The organism is Eubacterium sp. AM46-8 (assembly GCF_003466705.1).
GTDB lineage: Bacteria > Bacillota > Clostridia > Lachnospirales > Lachnospiraceae > Lachnospira.
Genome location: NZ_QSEU01000024.1, coordinates 1 through 14,484 on the forward strand (window position 1 = coordinate 1; position 14,484 = coordinate 14,484).

Below are 14,484 nucleotides of genomic sequence, written 5' to 3' on the forward strand. Positions count from 1 at the left end.
ATATTATATGATAGCACAAAAGAACACAAAAAGGAACTTTTTTCTTGACAATAAATTTTAGAAGCTATAATTAAAAATATAAGTTCACAAAAGAGAACTTACATGTGCGCATAATAATCATAATAGGTTACTAAATTTATTAATTTAGTGCATATGATGTTACCGACAATATGTATATAGTGTATTAAGATATGTTTACGATGTTCGTAAGAATATCGCATACTATTGAATATTCAACTACTGTAAAAGAAAGTAATAAGAGTATTCTGCAGAGAAAACTAGCTGAAATTTGAGATTCCTAAGTATTTAGAAAATTTAATAGATCAGGGATTAGCACAGTCGATATGCTTAAATACATGCTTAATATAAAAATGCAATCTACGAGAACTCTCGCATGATTGCATTTTTATATTAAGGAGATATACGAAACAGGAGAGACTTAATTTATATCGCATAGATATGAAATAAAGGAAGTATCGAAGGTGAGAGAAGATAAAGCCAGATAGTCTTGAGGACGTGGGAGAGATTCTGCGTCCTTTTTTAGTGCGGATCAATTTGATAGATGTTATAATGTGAAAAATAAATGCGAAACAGAATAAAGATGTTTACATGGTAGCACTCAGAGATGAAGGTAAGCTGATAGGATATTATGAGAAGCATGAATATCGAAATGTAGAAACTATGAAACAATATGATTTATGTTAATATTATGATATAGATTAAACAGGGAATCAGTGATAAAACAATATCGGACAGGAGTAAAAATTATGCTTAATATATTAATTGTAGAGGATGATATAAATATTAATAACCTTCTTTGTGAGGTACTTAGGAAGGCAGGTTATACGTGTGAACAGGCATTTTCAGGAACAGAGGCAAAGCTGCTTCTGGATATAAAAGAAAAGGCTTATACGCTTGTACTGCTTGACTTAATGCTGCCTGGTGCAAGTGGTGAAGAGGTTTTAAAAGAGATAAGAAAACAGGGAAGGCTTCCGGTGATTGTGCTGACTGCAAAGGATAGTATAGATGATAAAATCGGAGTGCTGACAGACGGAGCAGATGATTATATAACAAAGCCATTTGAGATTAGAGAGGTATTGGCACGTATTCAGGTGCAACTTCGTCATATAGAGGCAGAAACACAAAGTGAAGCAGAGGCAGAAACAGAAGCAGAAACGGAAGTAAAAACAAAGGCTGGTATACAGGAAGGACAAGGCAGCGGAAGGCTTGAGTTCAGGGATATGGTGCTTATACGCTCTACCTTTGAGGTAAGTATCGGTGGCAGGGTGCTTCCTAAGATTACAAAACAGGAATTTGCAATACTGGAATTGCTGCTTAAAAACCCGAAGCAGGTGTTTAGCAAGGAGGATATATTTGAATATGCGTGGGATGAGCCATATATGGGTGAAACAAAGACACTGGATGTGCATATAAGCAATATCAGAAAGAAAATAAAGACCGTTACACCTGATGAATATATAGAAACAATATGGGGGATTGGATATCGCCTGCATGAATAATTTACTTTTTTTTTACTATTTATTTGCGATTGATTAGGATTTATTTTTTATGATAATAGCAGTTAAGAAAAGGAGGAAAAAGCTTTGAGTGAATTATTATTGCAGACAAGGAATCTGACTAAGCAGTATGGCAGACACAGGGCGGTTGATGATGTAAATATGCACATTAAAAAGGGTGCGATATATGGCTTTATTGGAAGAAACGGAGCCGGTAAAACGACCTGTCTTAAGATGATTAGCGGACTGTCAACACCGTCTTATGGCGAAATAGAAATGTTTGGGTATAAGGGAAAAGACTTACAAAAGGTACGTTCAAGAGTAGGGTGTCTTATAGAAGCTCCCGGACTTTATGGCAATATGTCGGCATATGACAATCTGAACATTAAATGTAAGCTTACGGGGATTAAGAAAAAAGGATATATAGAAGAGCTGTTAAAAACAGTGGGCCTTGATACTGTTGGAGAAAAGAAAACAAAGCATTATTCGCTTGGAATGAAGCAGCGCTTAGGGATTGCTCTTGCACTTGTAGGCGAGCCTGACCTGCTTATTCTTGATGAGCCGATTAACGGACTTGATCCACAGGGAATAGTGGAGGTGCGTGAAACTATCCAGAAGCTTGCAAAGGAGCGTGGCATGACAATATGTATTTCAAGTCATATTCTGGAGGAATTATCAAAGCTTGCTACAGATTATGGCATTATTCATAATGGATGCCTTGTGCAGGAGCTTACAAGAGAAGAGCTTATGAAAAAATGCAGTGAGCGCATAGAGCTTACACTTGATAATCCTAAGCAGGCTATTGCTGTGCTTGATGATATGGGCTTTAGCAGCTATCAGGTTATAGATAAAGAACATATTCATATATTTGAAAGACTGGGAGAAAGTGCCAGACTGAACATGGAGCTTGCAAAGGCGGGAATTCCGGTTAAAGGAATATCTATTACAAGTGAAGAACTTGAGAATTATTTCTTAAGGCTTACAGGGGGTGACAATCGTGCTTAATATGATAAAGATGGATGTATACAGAATGTTTCGTACAAAGAGTATGTATGTAATATGGATTATATTGCTGGCATCAGCACTGCTTACCTCATTTCTTTCAAAAATAGATTATGATGCAGTTAATAAGGAATGGGAGCAACAACAGGCAGATGACAGCAACAAGGAACAGCTTTTGCAGCAGAATACAGATAATGTCAATATTGGTATGAGTGTGGAATTACCTACGGAGCCAGGGAAGAAGGTTACGGTAATGGATGTTTTCTTTTCTAATGCACAGGGGAAGTTTTATGCACTTTTTCTTGTAATATTTGCGGTTATGTTTGCAACAGCAGATATTAAGAGCGGTTATATTAAGAATATTGGTGGACAAGTGTCACAAAGGGGGATGCTTATTGTTTCAAGGGCAGTTGCGCTTGCTTTATTTACAGCAATTACCTTTGCAGGGATATTTGTATTCCAGGCGGCAGCGAATATGCTTGCGTTTAAATGTGTGATGTGGGGTAACTGGAAGGAGATTATACCTTATTTCTTAACGGAACTTATGCTTCATTATGCATTTGTGTTAATATGTATGGCGATAGCAGTTATAATTAAGAATAATGTCATAAGCATGACCTTGTCGGTATGTCTTACCATGAATATAATGAGTATTGTGTATGCCTTTATAGATTATGTAGTTAACAGAAAGGGACTTCATAACTTCAGCATCTATAAGTATACAGTAACTGGAAGGATGGCAATGCTTCCTATGAATGCAGGCAGGGAGGATGTTGTTAGTTCAATGTGTGTGGCAGCTGTATTTATTATAATAATGCTGTCATTAAGCAGTTATATTTTTCAGAAAAGGGATATATAGAGAATGAGGATTATTATTGGAATATTAGCAGTAATAATTATTATACAGGCATTTATTATGTGGAAATACCAGCGGCAGATTAAGGACATCTGCCGCCAGTTGTCGTTTCTTATGGAACACGATAGTAACAAGCTGATTCAACGTGAAATAGATATGGGGGGAATAGGTGAGCTTTCAGATAAATTGAATGAGCTTCTTGACTTGCGTAAAAAAGAAAGAAATGAGTACAGAAAAAAAGAAGAGCTTATTGCAGATACATATACTAATCTTTCACACGATATAAGGACACCGCTTACATCACTGGATGGGTATTTCCAGCTTATAGAGGAATGCGACAATATAGATGACCAGAGGAGATATCTTGATATAATCAGAGAAAGGCTTAACAGCCTTAATGAAATGCTGGAGGAGCTTTTTACATTCACTAAGCTGAAAAATGATTCATATAAGCTGGAGCTTACGGATTGTTGTATGAACAGAATATTAAAAGAAGCTGTATTTTCTTATTATGATGAATGGAAGAAGCAGGGCATCTGCCCAGATATTAGTATTACTGAGGAAATGCTGTATATATCAGGTAATAAGCAGGGCTTAAGGAGAGTTATACAGAATGTCATAAAAAATGGTCTTGATCATGGGGAAAAGAATATAAGTATCAAGCTTACCCGTGAGGATAATTACGCCTTGCTTAAAATCAGCAATTATACGGAACATCCTGAAAATATTGACTTAAGTCATGTGTTCGAGCGTTTTTATAAAGCAGATGTGGCAAGAGGCAGAGCCTCAACCGGACTGGGTTTATCTATTGCAAAAGAGCTTGTGGAGCGTATGAATGGAGATATAAGTGCAAGAATACAGGGGAATGATTTCATTATTGAGATAAAAGTTTTGCTTGTGGTATAACATGCATAGGCTGAAAAACAGGAGCCTTTCAGACAGAGGAAGGATGTCTTTCCTTAGAGGGGGCCCGCCCATGTATAAGATATCAGGAAATTGAAGTGGATTATCTTGACCAGAACTTTAAGAATATTCTCAGAAGAAATGGATTTGAGTCATTGGAAGGATTGAGAGAATATCCAAAGGAGCATTTTATAAAGTTTAGTAATATGGGGCAGGCAACACTGCAGGAATTATATCAGATTTGATGACTTCCTATGTATGGATGCGTTTAGAATGTGGATAAAAAGCAAAGATGATTTGAGAAGTTACAGCCTTGAGGAACTTGAAGAGATGTGTCCGAAGGGTATAAGGTTGTTTGTAAGATTAAAGAAGTTGAAAACAATACAAGAGTAATCTTATGTGATTTGTTAAATAAAAGAAAACTATGAAAAATAATAAATTGTTGTATTATGATGTTGATAATAAAATATGGAGGTGTATCATGAAAGCACATAAATATTGGTCAATCGGAGCAATAGTTACAATGGTTGGAACTTTTTATACAGGATATAAAGGGTTAAAAGCAGCACACAAATACTTTGCATTTGGCTCTCTGATATGCATGATTATGGCAGTCTATTCTGGTCATAAAATGATTTCAGGTAATAAAAGTACAAGAAAACAGGTGAAAAATACAAAAGCGGAGGAATAGTAAATGTTAGAGTTAGGAATAAAAGCACCGGATTTTGAATTGCCGGATCAGAACGGAGAAGTGCATAAATTAAGTGATTATTTAGGTAAAAAAATAATTTTATATTTTTATCCAAAGGATAATACGCCAGGATGTACGAAGCAGGCATGTGGCTTTTCTGAGCGTTATCCACAGTTTACTGAGAAGGGAGCTGTTATTCTCGGAGTGAGCAAGGACTCTGTAGCGTCTCACAAGAGATTTGAAGAAAAATACGGACTGGCATTTACGCTATTAGCAGACCCGGAGCGTAAAGTTATTGAAGCATATGATGTCTGGAAAGAAAAGAAAAATTATGGAAAAGTATCTATGGGTGTAGTAAGAACTACGTATCTTATTGATGAGCAGGGAATCATTATAAAGGCAAATGATAAAGTCAAGGCGGCAGATGATCCTGAAAATATGCTTAAGGAATTGGCATAATGAAGATTATTTTATCACCTGCAAAAAAGATGATTGTAGATACCGATAACTTAGCACCGCTTGAATTGCCTGTCTATATTGATAAGACAGCAGAAGTATTAAACTGGATGAAAAGCAAATCAAAAGAAGAACTGAAAGCTATCTGGAAATGTAATGACAAGATTGCAGAGCAGAATTTTAACAGATTGGAAAATATGAATCTTTATAACAGGCTTAGGTCTGATTTATCTTCAGATTCAGAATATGTATTTGAACGTAAAATAAAATAGTTATTCAGGTAAAAGATGCTCAGTTTGGCATCTTTTATAATAATGAGAATTATTACTATTTTTTATTGACAACAGGATGATAGTGATATACAATCTTTATTAAGAACTAATCCTAATAAGGAGGACTAATGACAAGTAGGAGAAATACCATTCAAAAAGATCTTGTAAGAAATACCGTATACGAAATGAGAAGACACGTTACGGCAAATGAAGTGTATGAATTTATAAAAAAAGCATATCCAACAATTGGAAAAGGAACTGTATATAGAAATCTTGATATATTGGTAGAGGAAGGTGCATTAAGAAAGGTTGAAGTTCCGGATGGACCGAACCGATTTGATTTTACATTGAAAAATCATTACCATGTAAGATGTATAAAGTGCGGTGAAGTTTTTGATGTGGATATGGATCAAATACCGGATTTGCTGGAAAAAATTCATAACACTCATGGAATTGAATTTGTGGATTATGATATTTCATTTAAAGGCATTTGCCCGAAATGCAGGGAGAAGGTAAAGGAGGAACAGCATGGATAGGAAAGCAATGTATAAGTTGAGTTATGGACTGTTTATATTGACCGCTAAAGAAGCAGAAAAAGATAACGGATGCATCATTAATACAGCCATTCAGGCAGCTTCGGAACCAAACCAGTTAAGTATCTGTGTAAATAAGGCAAATTATACGCATGATATGATTCAAAGAACCGGAAAATTTACTGTATCAGTCTTAAGTCAGAAGGCACAATTTGAATTGTTCAAACATTTTGGCTTCCAATCAGGAAGAGATACCAATAAGTTTCAAGCATTTGAGCAGTGTGCCAGGGGCACAAATGGTATTTATTATATTACAGAAGGTACAAATGCATACATTTCTGTGACAGTTACTAAAACAGAGGACTTGGGTTCACATACGATGTTTATCGGTGAGATAACCGATATGGAAGTTTTAAGCAATGTTCCTTCAGTAACATATGATTATTATCAGAACAATATTAAGCCTAAGCCACAGGAGGTTGGAAAAACAGAGGACAGTCAGACAATATGGCGTTGCAGAATTTGCGGATATGAATATGTAGGCGAGGAATTACCAGATGACTTTATATGTCCTTTGTGCAAGCACCCAGCATCAGATTTTGAAAAAGTAGTAAAGAAAACGGAGGTAAAAGAGATGGCAGCAAACAAATATGCAGGAACACAGACAGAGAAGAATTTACAGGAGGCATTTGCAGGGGAATCACAGGCAAGAAATAAGTATACCTATTTTGCTTCTGTAGCGAAAAAGGAAGGTTACGAGCAGATGTCAGCATTGTTTTTAAAGACTGCAGATAATGAGAAAGAACATGCAAAGATGTGGTTCAAGGAATTAGCAGGAATTGGTGATACAAAGGAAAACCTGGCGGCAGCGGCAGAAGGCGAAAATTATGAGTGGACAGATATGTATGAAGGCTTTGCTAAAACAGCTGAGGAAGAAGGATTCCCTGAGCTTGCAGTAAAATTCAGGGCAGTAGGTGAGATTGAGAAGCACCATGAGGAAAGATATCGTGCACTTCTTAAGAATATTGAAACTGCACAGGTATTTGAAAAGAGCGAAGTTAAGGTATGGGAATGCCGTAACTGCGGACATATTGTGGTAGGAACTAAGGCGCCTGAAGTATGTCCGGTATGTAATCATCCACAGAGCTATTTTGAAGTACATGAAGAGAATTATTAAGGAGATGAGATTATTACGAAGAAGAAAGTGATTAATTCAAAAAAAGCAGTAATGATAGGCTGTGGCTTTGTTGGTTCCGCATCGGTATTTGCTCTGATGCAGAGTGGCTTGTTTACAGAGATTGTCCTTATCGATGCAGATAAGAACAAGGCAGAAGGAGAAGCGATGGATATCAGTCATGGTATTCCATTTGCGAGTCCGATGAAAATATATGCCGGAGATTATGATGATGTGGTTGATGCTGCAATTGTTGTCATATCTGCCGGAGCGGGACAGAAACCGGGAGAGACAAGGCTTGATCTCGTAAATAAAAATGTAGCAATATTTAAGTCAATCATTCCTGAAATATCAAAGAGAAATTTTGCGGGTATTATGCTTGTAGTTGCGAATCCGGTAGATATCCTGACTCAGGTAGCCATAAAGTTATCAGGACTTCCAGAAAACAGGGTTATTGGATCGGGTACTGTATTAGATAGTGCAAGATTAAGATATAAGCTTGGTGAGCATTTATCTGTGGACAGCAGGAGTGTTCATGCATTTATAGTAGGTGAGCATGGAGACAGCGAAGTAGTAGTATGGTCATCAGCCAATGTATCTGGTGTTCCATTAAGTGAAATGTGTGAAATGCGTGGACATTACAAGCACAAGGAAAACACGGCTGAAATAGCTACAGCAGTCAAGAACAGTGCTTATGAGATTATAAACAAAAAGCACGCTACATATTATGGAATTGCAATGTCTGTAAAAAGAATCTGCGAAGTGATTATGAGAGATGAAAAATCAATACTTCCTGTATCACACATGATTCATGGAGTATATGATATTGACGGAGTATCGTTAAGTATGCCAGCTATTGTAGGTGCAGATGGTATTGAGTCTGATATACCTATTAATTTAAGTGGTGAGGAAGCGCTAAAGCTTAAAGAATCCGCAGATTCTTTGAAAAAGATTATAGAGACAATTGAATTATAAATTTTACACATGGAAGGAGAAAAAGGCATATACCTGTATATACAGTGGAAGGCAGTCATGTTCATGTCGTGGTTGGGGAGACAAAACATCCAATGCTTGAAGAGCATTTCATTGAGTGGATTACATTAAATACAAACCAGGGAATATACAGAAAACAGTTAAATCCAGGGCAGGAGCCTGTTCTTATGCTTTGGACTGTATAGAAGCAGAGTTGGTAAATATCAAAAACAAACATGGAAAAACAGTGGCTTATATAAGTATATGCATGGCTGAATATTGGAAAATTGAAGGTGATGAATTACAAGATTTAGCCATGTGTGCTTTACTGCATGATAATGCTTTGACACAATATATTTCGGAAGACTGAAAAATGATTCCGTCATTAATTGTAAAAAAGATTTATCCGAGAAAAAACAAATCTTCATTGTATTTATGGTAAAAAAATATTACTAAAATTCCATTTAAAACAGATGTGTCAAATGTGATTTTGTATCATCATGAACATGCCGATGGAACTGGTCCTTTTCAAAAAAAGTGGAATGAAATTCCATTGTTTGCAAGGATTATTCACCTTGCAGATACCATTGATATTATAGGAAATAACATGGAATCTGGTAATAACAGTTGGAATTAGTTATTTAAATATGCAGATGAGGCATATGAACTGCTTCATGATGAGTTTACACCGGATAAATATGATAGGATTAATATAATATTAGAAAATCTCCGAAATTAAACAGTAAAACACTTTAGTGATGAAGAGCAGTATATGGAATCTATTAATTATAAGAAGATATTTACACAGAAAGTTCAACATCAGGAATTTATACATAAACTTGATGAATTTATGGAACATCACAATGATGAGGTAGAAGATCAAGATGAACAGATTATGGGGATTTTAAAATATCTCACAGAGTGGTTAGTTAATCACATTCTGTATGTCGATGGTCAAATTCCAAAAGGCTGATATAGTAAGAAAGGCTGTTATTTTTTAGAGAGTAGCAGCCCCAAGTCACTTTTGTTTCATTATTTTCATAACAAACTGGAGCTATATCTTTTTCTATGGAAGCATGCAGAGGATTTGACAAAAAAATATATGTGTAAATATAAGGTATATGAAACAGATGATTTTTTTGAAATGATGCGTCGTGTGCAAATGTCAATATAAAATTGTAGTTTTTTTATCATATAAGAATGTAGGAAAACCTACACGCTTATATGATATTTTATGTAACTTAAATTTCCTCAATCATATACTGCCTCTGATTCTTTAGTCTATAGGATGGACCATTTCGAAAATGGTCTGTTTGTCGTAATGAACAGCACTTTGATGTTTTATTTGCTATTGCTATCTGCTGCAATTACAGATTTAATCTGCTTCATAAGTGTATCATAGTTATCCTTATTGTCAATTCCTCCAAGCATTGGGTCACCTACAATATTACCATTTCTATCAACTAGTATAGTTGTGGGAAATGCCATAATATCAGAGGCATATTTACCTGCATTTGAGGAAGAGTCAATCGAAAGGTTGCGGTATTTTGCACCCTGGCTTTCAAGAATAGCAGAAGCCTCTTTTATGGCAGTTTTATTGCCATTGAAGGTTTCGGTATTGATGCCTACAACCTCACCGCCCATTGACCTGATAGCTTCGTTTAATTCATTAAGCTTAGATAACTCTGCTACGCAGGGCTTACAGCCGTTAAACCAGAAATTGACTACAGTTACTGCGTTTTTTGAAAATAAACTTTCATCGACGGGATTGCCATTAAATCTTTACCGGATAAATTGCTGAAAGGTGATGTGGCTTCGGTATTGTTTTTCTTACTACTGTCAGAAGTAGTCTTATTTTCAATTTCAGCTATCTGCTCCTCGATTTTTCGTATAGCATCAATATCTTCTGTAAGTGTCTTTAACTCGGCCTCTGTAAAGGAAGCTTTGTTCGATTCTACTGTACCAGCCAGATAATCAGCATAATTGCCATTTGGATCAACAGTGCTTTTATTCATCATGCATCATTCCTTCTGTGTAAAGAGCTTGTACCTGGTTATCTTGATGAGATTACTGGAGAGTATGCAACACCGGAAGGCTATCTCGTAGATGAGCAGGACGAGGAAGAATTTGATAAGCAGTTTTCATAATTATGCATCTTGGTACCGTTTTTGTGCATGTTAGTTGTCTGTATATAGACAATGAAATCAATTAATGATAGAGTAATTATGGTAGTAAATCACCTAAAACGTATATGGAGTTGCATGAAAAAGGAGATACATATATTATACATGAATATTAAATGAGAAAAATAGACAGATTGCAAGAGTACTCTGTCTGTAAAAATTACCAAACTTCCTGGAGGGATAGATTTCTATGATTATCAGATATGCAGAAGAGAAAAATTTTATAGAATTGCGACAGTTTTATGACGGTATGTGTAAAGTTTTGAGCGGAAAAGATTTTCTGCCGGAGGGAGATAAAGGTGGTTTCCCTCCAGATGAAATGATCAAAGATGCAATCAAAGAGAGAAATCAGTTTATCGGTATTGAAGATGGTCGAATTGTTGCGGCGTATATTATGAATCATGATCGTGATGAGGCGTATCACGCAGTTAAATGGCTTATTGATGCAAATGATAACGAGACAGTAGTTCTTCATGCCTTGCGAGTCCTTCCGGAATATGGAGGTCGTGGATACTCGAAGCAGTTAGTTCAACACGCAATAGACACAGCAAGGGAAAGAAACCTTAAATCAATTCGTCTTGATTGCATAGAGGGAAATGATATTCCACAGAAAATGTATATGTCGTTTGGATTTAAGTATGTGGATAAAGTTGAAATCACATATGTTGATATTGGAGTACCGAGGGAGTTCCTCTTATATGAGTTTGTACTCTAATCAAGACATAATAACAGTTATATCTTGAACATTGTACAAACAACTTCAAGTTTGTAGAATTAAGAAAATCGGAATTTGAAGCGGAGGTATGTATTATGAATATAGGATTTTGGTCGTGTATAATTTTGGTAATACCATTTCTGATTATAGGTGTGTTATTTGCGATTTTTAAGGAAAAAGCAGCAAAATTTGTTTCAGGATTTAATTCATTTTCTAAAGAAGAACAGGCATTGTATGATAAAGCTCATATCTCTCGTGATATAAGAAATCAGTGCTTTATGTGGGCTATTATAATGTTGGCAGGAGCATTATTATCCTGCTTTTTAACCCCATATATAGCTATACCAACCTATATTATTTGGTTAGTTCTGTTTTTTAGAGAAGTCCACTTTGATAATCATAAAGCGTTTGAAAAATATTTATTAAAGTAACTTCCTGTTTATAAAACTGATAAAGGAAAGCAGGTGCGTTTTTATGGATAAGATTACAACAATCAAACAAAGTGCAGAGAGTATTTTCACAGGTAATATCAAATCGGCAAAGAATCTTATAAATAAGGAATATCCATTTAAGAAGTTAAAACCAGAGGGAAGAAGCTATACAGATAAGGAAAAGTATGAGCAGTTTGTAAGAGATGGCTTTATAGACAGATATACCGGGGGAAAGCTTGTTAATCCGGGATTGTTAAAGATGTTATCATATTACATGCCGGATGCATTTCCATATCAGAGCCATTGGAAGATGGAAGAATGTCACAGTGCCTACTGGGAGCTGGTCCCAACAATTGACCACATCATTCCTATTGCCATTGGAGGAGAGGATAACCCGTCTAATTATGCGACAACGTCTATGCTTCACAATTCAGTTAAGAGTAACTGGACATTAGAGCAGCTAAACTGGAAACTGTATCCTGCAGGAGATATTAATGAGTATGACGGGCTTACTGATCTTTTTGTGAAACTTACAGAAAACGACCTTGAGCTTTTTGATGACCCATACATAAAACGCTGGTATAAGTTATCTGTGGGAATGAAATAGAGACAGTTCCTAAATGTATATAACAATTGATTGTAAATGAAAGAGATAAGAGTATGCATATATATGTAGATGCTGACGCATGCCCTGTGATTGGGATAGTTGAAAGAATAGCTAAGAGTCATAATATTGCCGTAATGCTTTTGTGTGATACTAATCATTATCTTACATCAGACTATTCAGAAGTAGTATATGTGGGTGCCGGAGCTGATGCGGTTGATTTTAAGTTAATAAGTCTTTGTAAGATGGGTGATCTGGTAGTTACGCAGGACTATGGTGTAGCTGCCATGGCATTAAGTAAGGGTGCATATGCCATTCATCAGTCTGGGAAATGGTATACAAATGAAAATATTGATCTTATGTTAATGGAGAGACATATAAGTAAGAAAGCAAGGCGGGCAAGCAGCAAAAATTACATGAAAGGTCCAAGGAAAAGAAGTGATCAGGATGATTTAAACTTTGAAGCTTCTTTTGAGAGACTAGTGGGAAAGCTGCTATAGGATAAAGGGGAAGATATATGGGAGAGTATTTTAGCTGGATTAATCTTGATAGAAAAGAATATATAAGTCCGAGTGATTTTGAAATTGGAAATAAAAGATATGAGTCGGTATCCATAAATAATGCTCTGCTGTGTGCATTGAGAGAGTTAATGGGCAATGAATGGAAGGGTAGCAAAATCATATTCATAGGTGATGAATGTGGTCAATCCAGTATAAACATACCTAATATCTTAAATGACATATTACAGGACGATAATTTTGAAGGCAATTTCGTGGATTACGCATATGAAAATTTCCAAAATATATCCTGTAAGTTTGAGGCAGCAAGGAAGACAGTGACAGAAGAAATTTCAATTTTCTTAGAAAGAAGCAGACGAGGGGAAGACGATTTTATAAATGAATATGGGATAGATATTAATAACCCATTTGCAGGGATGTTTAACAGAAAAGGTAAATCATATAAATATACGATTAATTACAGCAAGGGCGAGGCATATTGTCTTGATACAACAAAGATTATTACATCAGATGATAATGTACTTGATAGCATAGATCCATTGCCTGTTTTGTTAGGGTATGGAAATACAATGCAGCCTGGGGAGTGGCTGGGAGATTTTGTGGGTGTTAGTGATTTGTTAGATACTGGAATAACGCTATTAGAGAAAATAAGGGTCCCGTGGTAAGATAAATAAATTTTGGAGGAAACTATTGTGAATATACAGATATTTGGAACTAAGAAATGCAATGAAACGAAGAAAGCAGAGCGTTTCTTTAAGGAAAGAGGCATCAAGTATCAGTTCATAGATATGAAGGAAAAAGGAATAAGCAAGGGAGAATTCAATTCTGTAGCACAGGTTAATGGCGGGTTATCAGGTATGATTAACTGGGATGGAAAAGATAAGGATCTGCTTGCTCTTATAAAATACACAGCTGATGAGGACAAGCTTGAAAAGGTATTGGAAAATCCATCAGTTATTAAGACTCCTGTTGTAAGAAATGGAAAAGCATCAACACTTGGATACCAGCCGGATGTCTGGAAGAGCTGGAGTTAAATAAAAATTAGGAGACAGATACATGAATTTTGAATTAGCGAGCTTGGAGGATTTTAATGAGATAGAAAATCTCTATTGGGATTTAATAGATAAAAGCAAAGAAGAACCTTCTTTTCCTGACTGGGAAAAGGGTGTACATCCTTCAGCAGATTTTTTAATGGCTGGTATTGTTCAGAAAGAGTTATTCGTTTTAAGAGATGAAGGAATAATTAAGGCGTGTGCCATAGTTAACAGTAATTCTAATAAAGAGTATAAAAGGGTAGCGTGGAAAGTAAATGAAAGAGATAATAATGTATGGATAATCCATGCTCTTGCAGTCCGATATGAGTACCGCGGTATGGGTCTTGCTACTCAATTTGTAAAAAACTTAATATCATATGCTAAGTTAGAAAACATAGAAGCCATTCATCTTGATGTAATAGATAAGAACACACTAGCTGACAAGTTATATATCAGAGCTGGCTTTAAATATGTAAGTACTGAAAACATTTTTTATGAGGTAGTTGGAAACAGACAGTTTAGAATGTATGAGTATGTGATAGAGTAGAAAGTATTAGAAATACGCATATAATGTGCAGTATCTGCCTTACAGGAAGCTATAAAAGAAAACTAAAGGGGGATAA

General features: G+C 35.8%; 20 protein-coding genes and 4 pseudogenes. 22 read left to right on the forward strand and 2 right to left on the reverse strand.

What is annotated here, in order from left to right; translation table 11 throughout:
• Positions 1 to 767: 767 nt before the first annotated feature.
• The 15 genes and pseudogenes from DW963_RS12790 to DW963_RS12855 all read left to right on the forward strand — a co-directional run.
• Positions 768 to 1,520, forward strand: a complete 753-nt coding sequence (locus DW963_RS12790; RefSeq protein WP_117916290.1) for a response regulator transcription factor — start codon at positions 768 to 770, stop codon at positions 1,518 to 1,520.
• 84 nt (positions 1,521 to 1,604) lie between these two features.
• Entirely contained in the window at positions 1,605 to 2,522 is a 918-nt protein-coding gene (locus DW963_RS12795) for an ABC transporter ATP-binding protein (protein WP_055213906.1), read from the forward strand.
• Position 2,523: 1 nt separating this feature from the next.
• A complete protein-coding gene (locus DW963_RS12800) occupies positions 2,524 to 3,378 on the forward strand; it encodes a DUF2705 family protein (protein WP_207740307.1) in 855 nt (284 codons plus the stop codon).
• 3 nt (positions 3,379 to 3,381) lie between these two features.
• Positions 3,382 to 4,281 carry a sensor histidine kinase gene (locus tag DW963_RS12805; protein WP_055213902.1) on the forward strand — a complete coding sequence of 300 codons (900 nt, stop codon included), beginning with the start codon at positions 3,382 to 3,384 and terminating at the stop codon, positions 4,279 to 4,281.
• Positions 4,282 to 4,759: 478 nt separating this feature from the next.
• A complete protein-coding gene (locus tag DW963_RS12815; RefSeq protein WP_117916294.1) occupies positions 4,760 to 4,969 on the forward strand; it encodes a DUF6219 family protein in 210 nt (69 codons plus the stop codon).
• A gap of 3 nt (positions 4,970 to 4,972) precedes the next feature.
• Complete coding sequence (bcp, locus tag DW963_RS12820) at positions 4,973 to 5,428, forward strand: thioredoxin-dependent thiol peroxidase (RefSeq protein ID WP_026648211.1); 456 nt, start codon at positions 4,973 to 4,975, stop codon at positions 5,426 to 5,428.
• A complete protein-coding gene (yaaA, locus tag DW963_RS12825; protein WP_330415905.1) occupies positions 5,428 to 5,697 on the forward strand; it encodes a peroxide stress protein YaaA in 270 nt (89 codons plus the stop codon). Before bcp ends, yaaA begins: the two co-directional genes overlap by 1 nt.
• A gap of 128 nt (positions 5,698 to 5,825) precedes the next feature.
• Positions 5,826 to 6,233 carry a Fur family transcriptional regulator gene (locus DW963_RS12830; protein ID WP_117916296.1) on the forward strand — a complete coding sequence of 136 codons (408 nt, stop codon included), beginning with the start codon at positions 5,826 to 5,828 and terminating at the stop codon, positions 6,231 to 6,233.
• Positions 6,234 to 6,240: 7 nt separating this feature from the next.
• Positions 6,241 to 6,675 (forward strand): annotated as a pseudogene (locus DW963_RS14075) (flavin reductase family protein); the annotation flags it as partial.
• 60 nt (positions 6,676 to 6,735) lie between these two features.
• The gene (gene rbr / locus DW963_RS14080) at positions 6,736 to 7,407 is read left to right on the forward strand and encodes a rubrerythrin (RefSeq protein WP_353652826.1); all 672 of its coding nucleotides are present in this window, start codon (positions 6,736 to 6,738) and stop codon (positions 7,405 to 7,407) included.
• 27 nt (positions 7,408 to 7,434) lie between these two features.
• Positions 7,435 to 8,379, forward strand: a complete 945-nt coding sequence (locus DW963_RS12840) for an L-lactate dehydrogenase (RefSeq protein WP_117916300.1) — start codon at positions 7,435 to 7,437, stop codon at positions 8,377 to 8,379.
• Positions 8,380 to 8,399: 20 nt separating this feature from the next.
• Positions 8,400 to 8,561 (forward strand): annotated as a pseudogene (locus tag DW963_RS14085) (desulfoferrodoxin family protein); the annotation flags it as partial.
• Positions 8,495 to 8,746, forward strand: coding sequence for a hypothetical protein (locus tag DW963_RS13835; RefSeq protein ID WP_286169399.1), 252 nt, complete (start codon positions 8,495 to 8,497; stop codon positions 8,744 to 8,746). The pseudogene DW963_RS14085 and the gene DW963_RS13835, both read left to right, overlap by 67 nt.
• A gap of 87 nt (positions 8,747 to 8,833) precedes the next feature.
• The gene (locus DW963_RS13840; RefSeq protein WP_286169398.1) at positions 8,834 to 9,013 is read left to right on the forward strand and encodes an HD domain-containing phosphohydrolase; all 180 of its coding nucleotides are present in this window, start codon (positions 8,834 to 8,836) and stop codon (positions 9,011 to 9,013) included.
• Between the two features lie 114 nt (positions 9,014 to 9,127).
• Positions 9,128 to 9,349: pseudogene (locus tag DW963_RS12855) on the forward strand (hemerythrin family protein); the annotation flags it as partial.
• A gap of 368 nt (positions 9,350 to 9,717) precedes the next feature.
• On the opposite strand, the pseudogene DW963_RS14090 reads toward DW963_RS12855, so the two are convergent.
• Positions 9,718 to 10,092 (reverse strand): annotated as a pseudogene (locus DW963_RS14090) (peroxiredoxin family protein); the annotation flags it as partial.
• Positions 10,093 to 10,106: 14 nt separating this feature from the next.
• The gene (locus tag DW963_RS14095; protein WP_353652825.1) at positions 10,107 to 10,394 is read right to left on the reverse strand and encodes a hypothetical protein; all 288 of its coding nucleotides are present in this window, start codon (positions 10,392 to 10,394) and stop codon (positions 10,107 to 10,109) included.
• A gap of 355 nt (positions 10,395 to 10,749) precedes the next feature.
• Here DW963_RS14095 and DW963_RS12870 point away from each other — a divergent pair, with 355 nt between their 5' ends.
• The 7 genes from DW963_RS12870 to DW963_RS12900 all read left to right on the forward strand — a co-directional run bounded on the left by DW963_RS12870 (position 10,750) and on the right by DW963_RS12900 (position 14,408).
• The gene (locus DW963_RS12870; RefSeq protein WP_055288230.1) at positions 10,750 to 11,274 is read left to right on the forward strand and encodes a GNAT family N-acetyltransferase; all 525 of its coding nucleotides are present in this window, start codon (positions 10,750 to 10,752) and stop codon (positions 11,272 to 11,274) included.
• A 95-nt stretch (positions 11,275 to 11,369) separates the two neighbouring features.
• Entirely contained in the window at positions 11,370 to 11,705 is a 336-nt protein-coding gene (locus tag DW963_RS12875) for a DUF3784 domain-containing protein (protein ID WP_021982867.1), read from the forward strand.
• A gap of 43 nt (positions 11,706 to 11,748) precedes the next feature.
• Positions 11,749 to 12,312 (forward strand): HNH endonuclease, encoded by a 564-nt coding sequence (locus DW963_RS13845; RefSeq protein ID WP_243004327.1) that lies wholly within the window; start codon positions 11,749 to 11,751, stop codon positions 12,310 to 12,312.
• Positions 12,313 to 12,365: 53 nt separating this feature from the next.
• Positions 12,366 to 12,809, forward strand: coding sequence for a YaiI/YqxD family protein (locus DW963_RS12885; RefSeq protein ID WP_117916302.1), 444 nt, complete (start codon positions 12,366 to 12,368; stop codon positions 12,807 to 12,809).
• A 17-nt stretch (positions 12,810 to 12,826) separates the two neighbouring features.
• Complete coding sequence (locus tag DW963_RS12890; protein WP_117916304.1) at positions 12,827 to 13,492, forward strand: hypothetical protein; 666 nt, start codon at positions 12,827 to 12,829, stop codon at positions 13,490 to 13,492.
• Positions 13,493 to 13,519: 27 nt separating this feature from the next.
• Entirely contained in the window at positions 13,520 to 13,861 is a 342-nt protein-coding gene (locus tag DW963_RS12895; protein WP_117916305.1) for an arsenate reductase family protein, read from the forward strand.
• 22 nt (positions 13,862 to 13,883) lie between these two features.
• Positions 13,884 to 14,408, forward strand: coding sequence for a GNAT family N-acetyltransferase (locus tag DW963_RS12900; protein ID WP_117916306.1), 525 nt, complete (start codon positions 13,884 to 13,886; stop codon positions 14,406 to 14,408).
• The last annotated feature ends 76 nt before the right edge of the window (positions 14,409 to 14,484 follow it).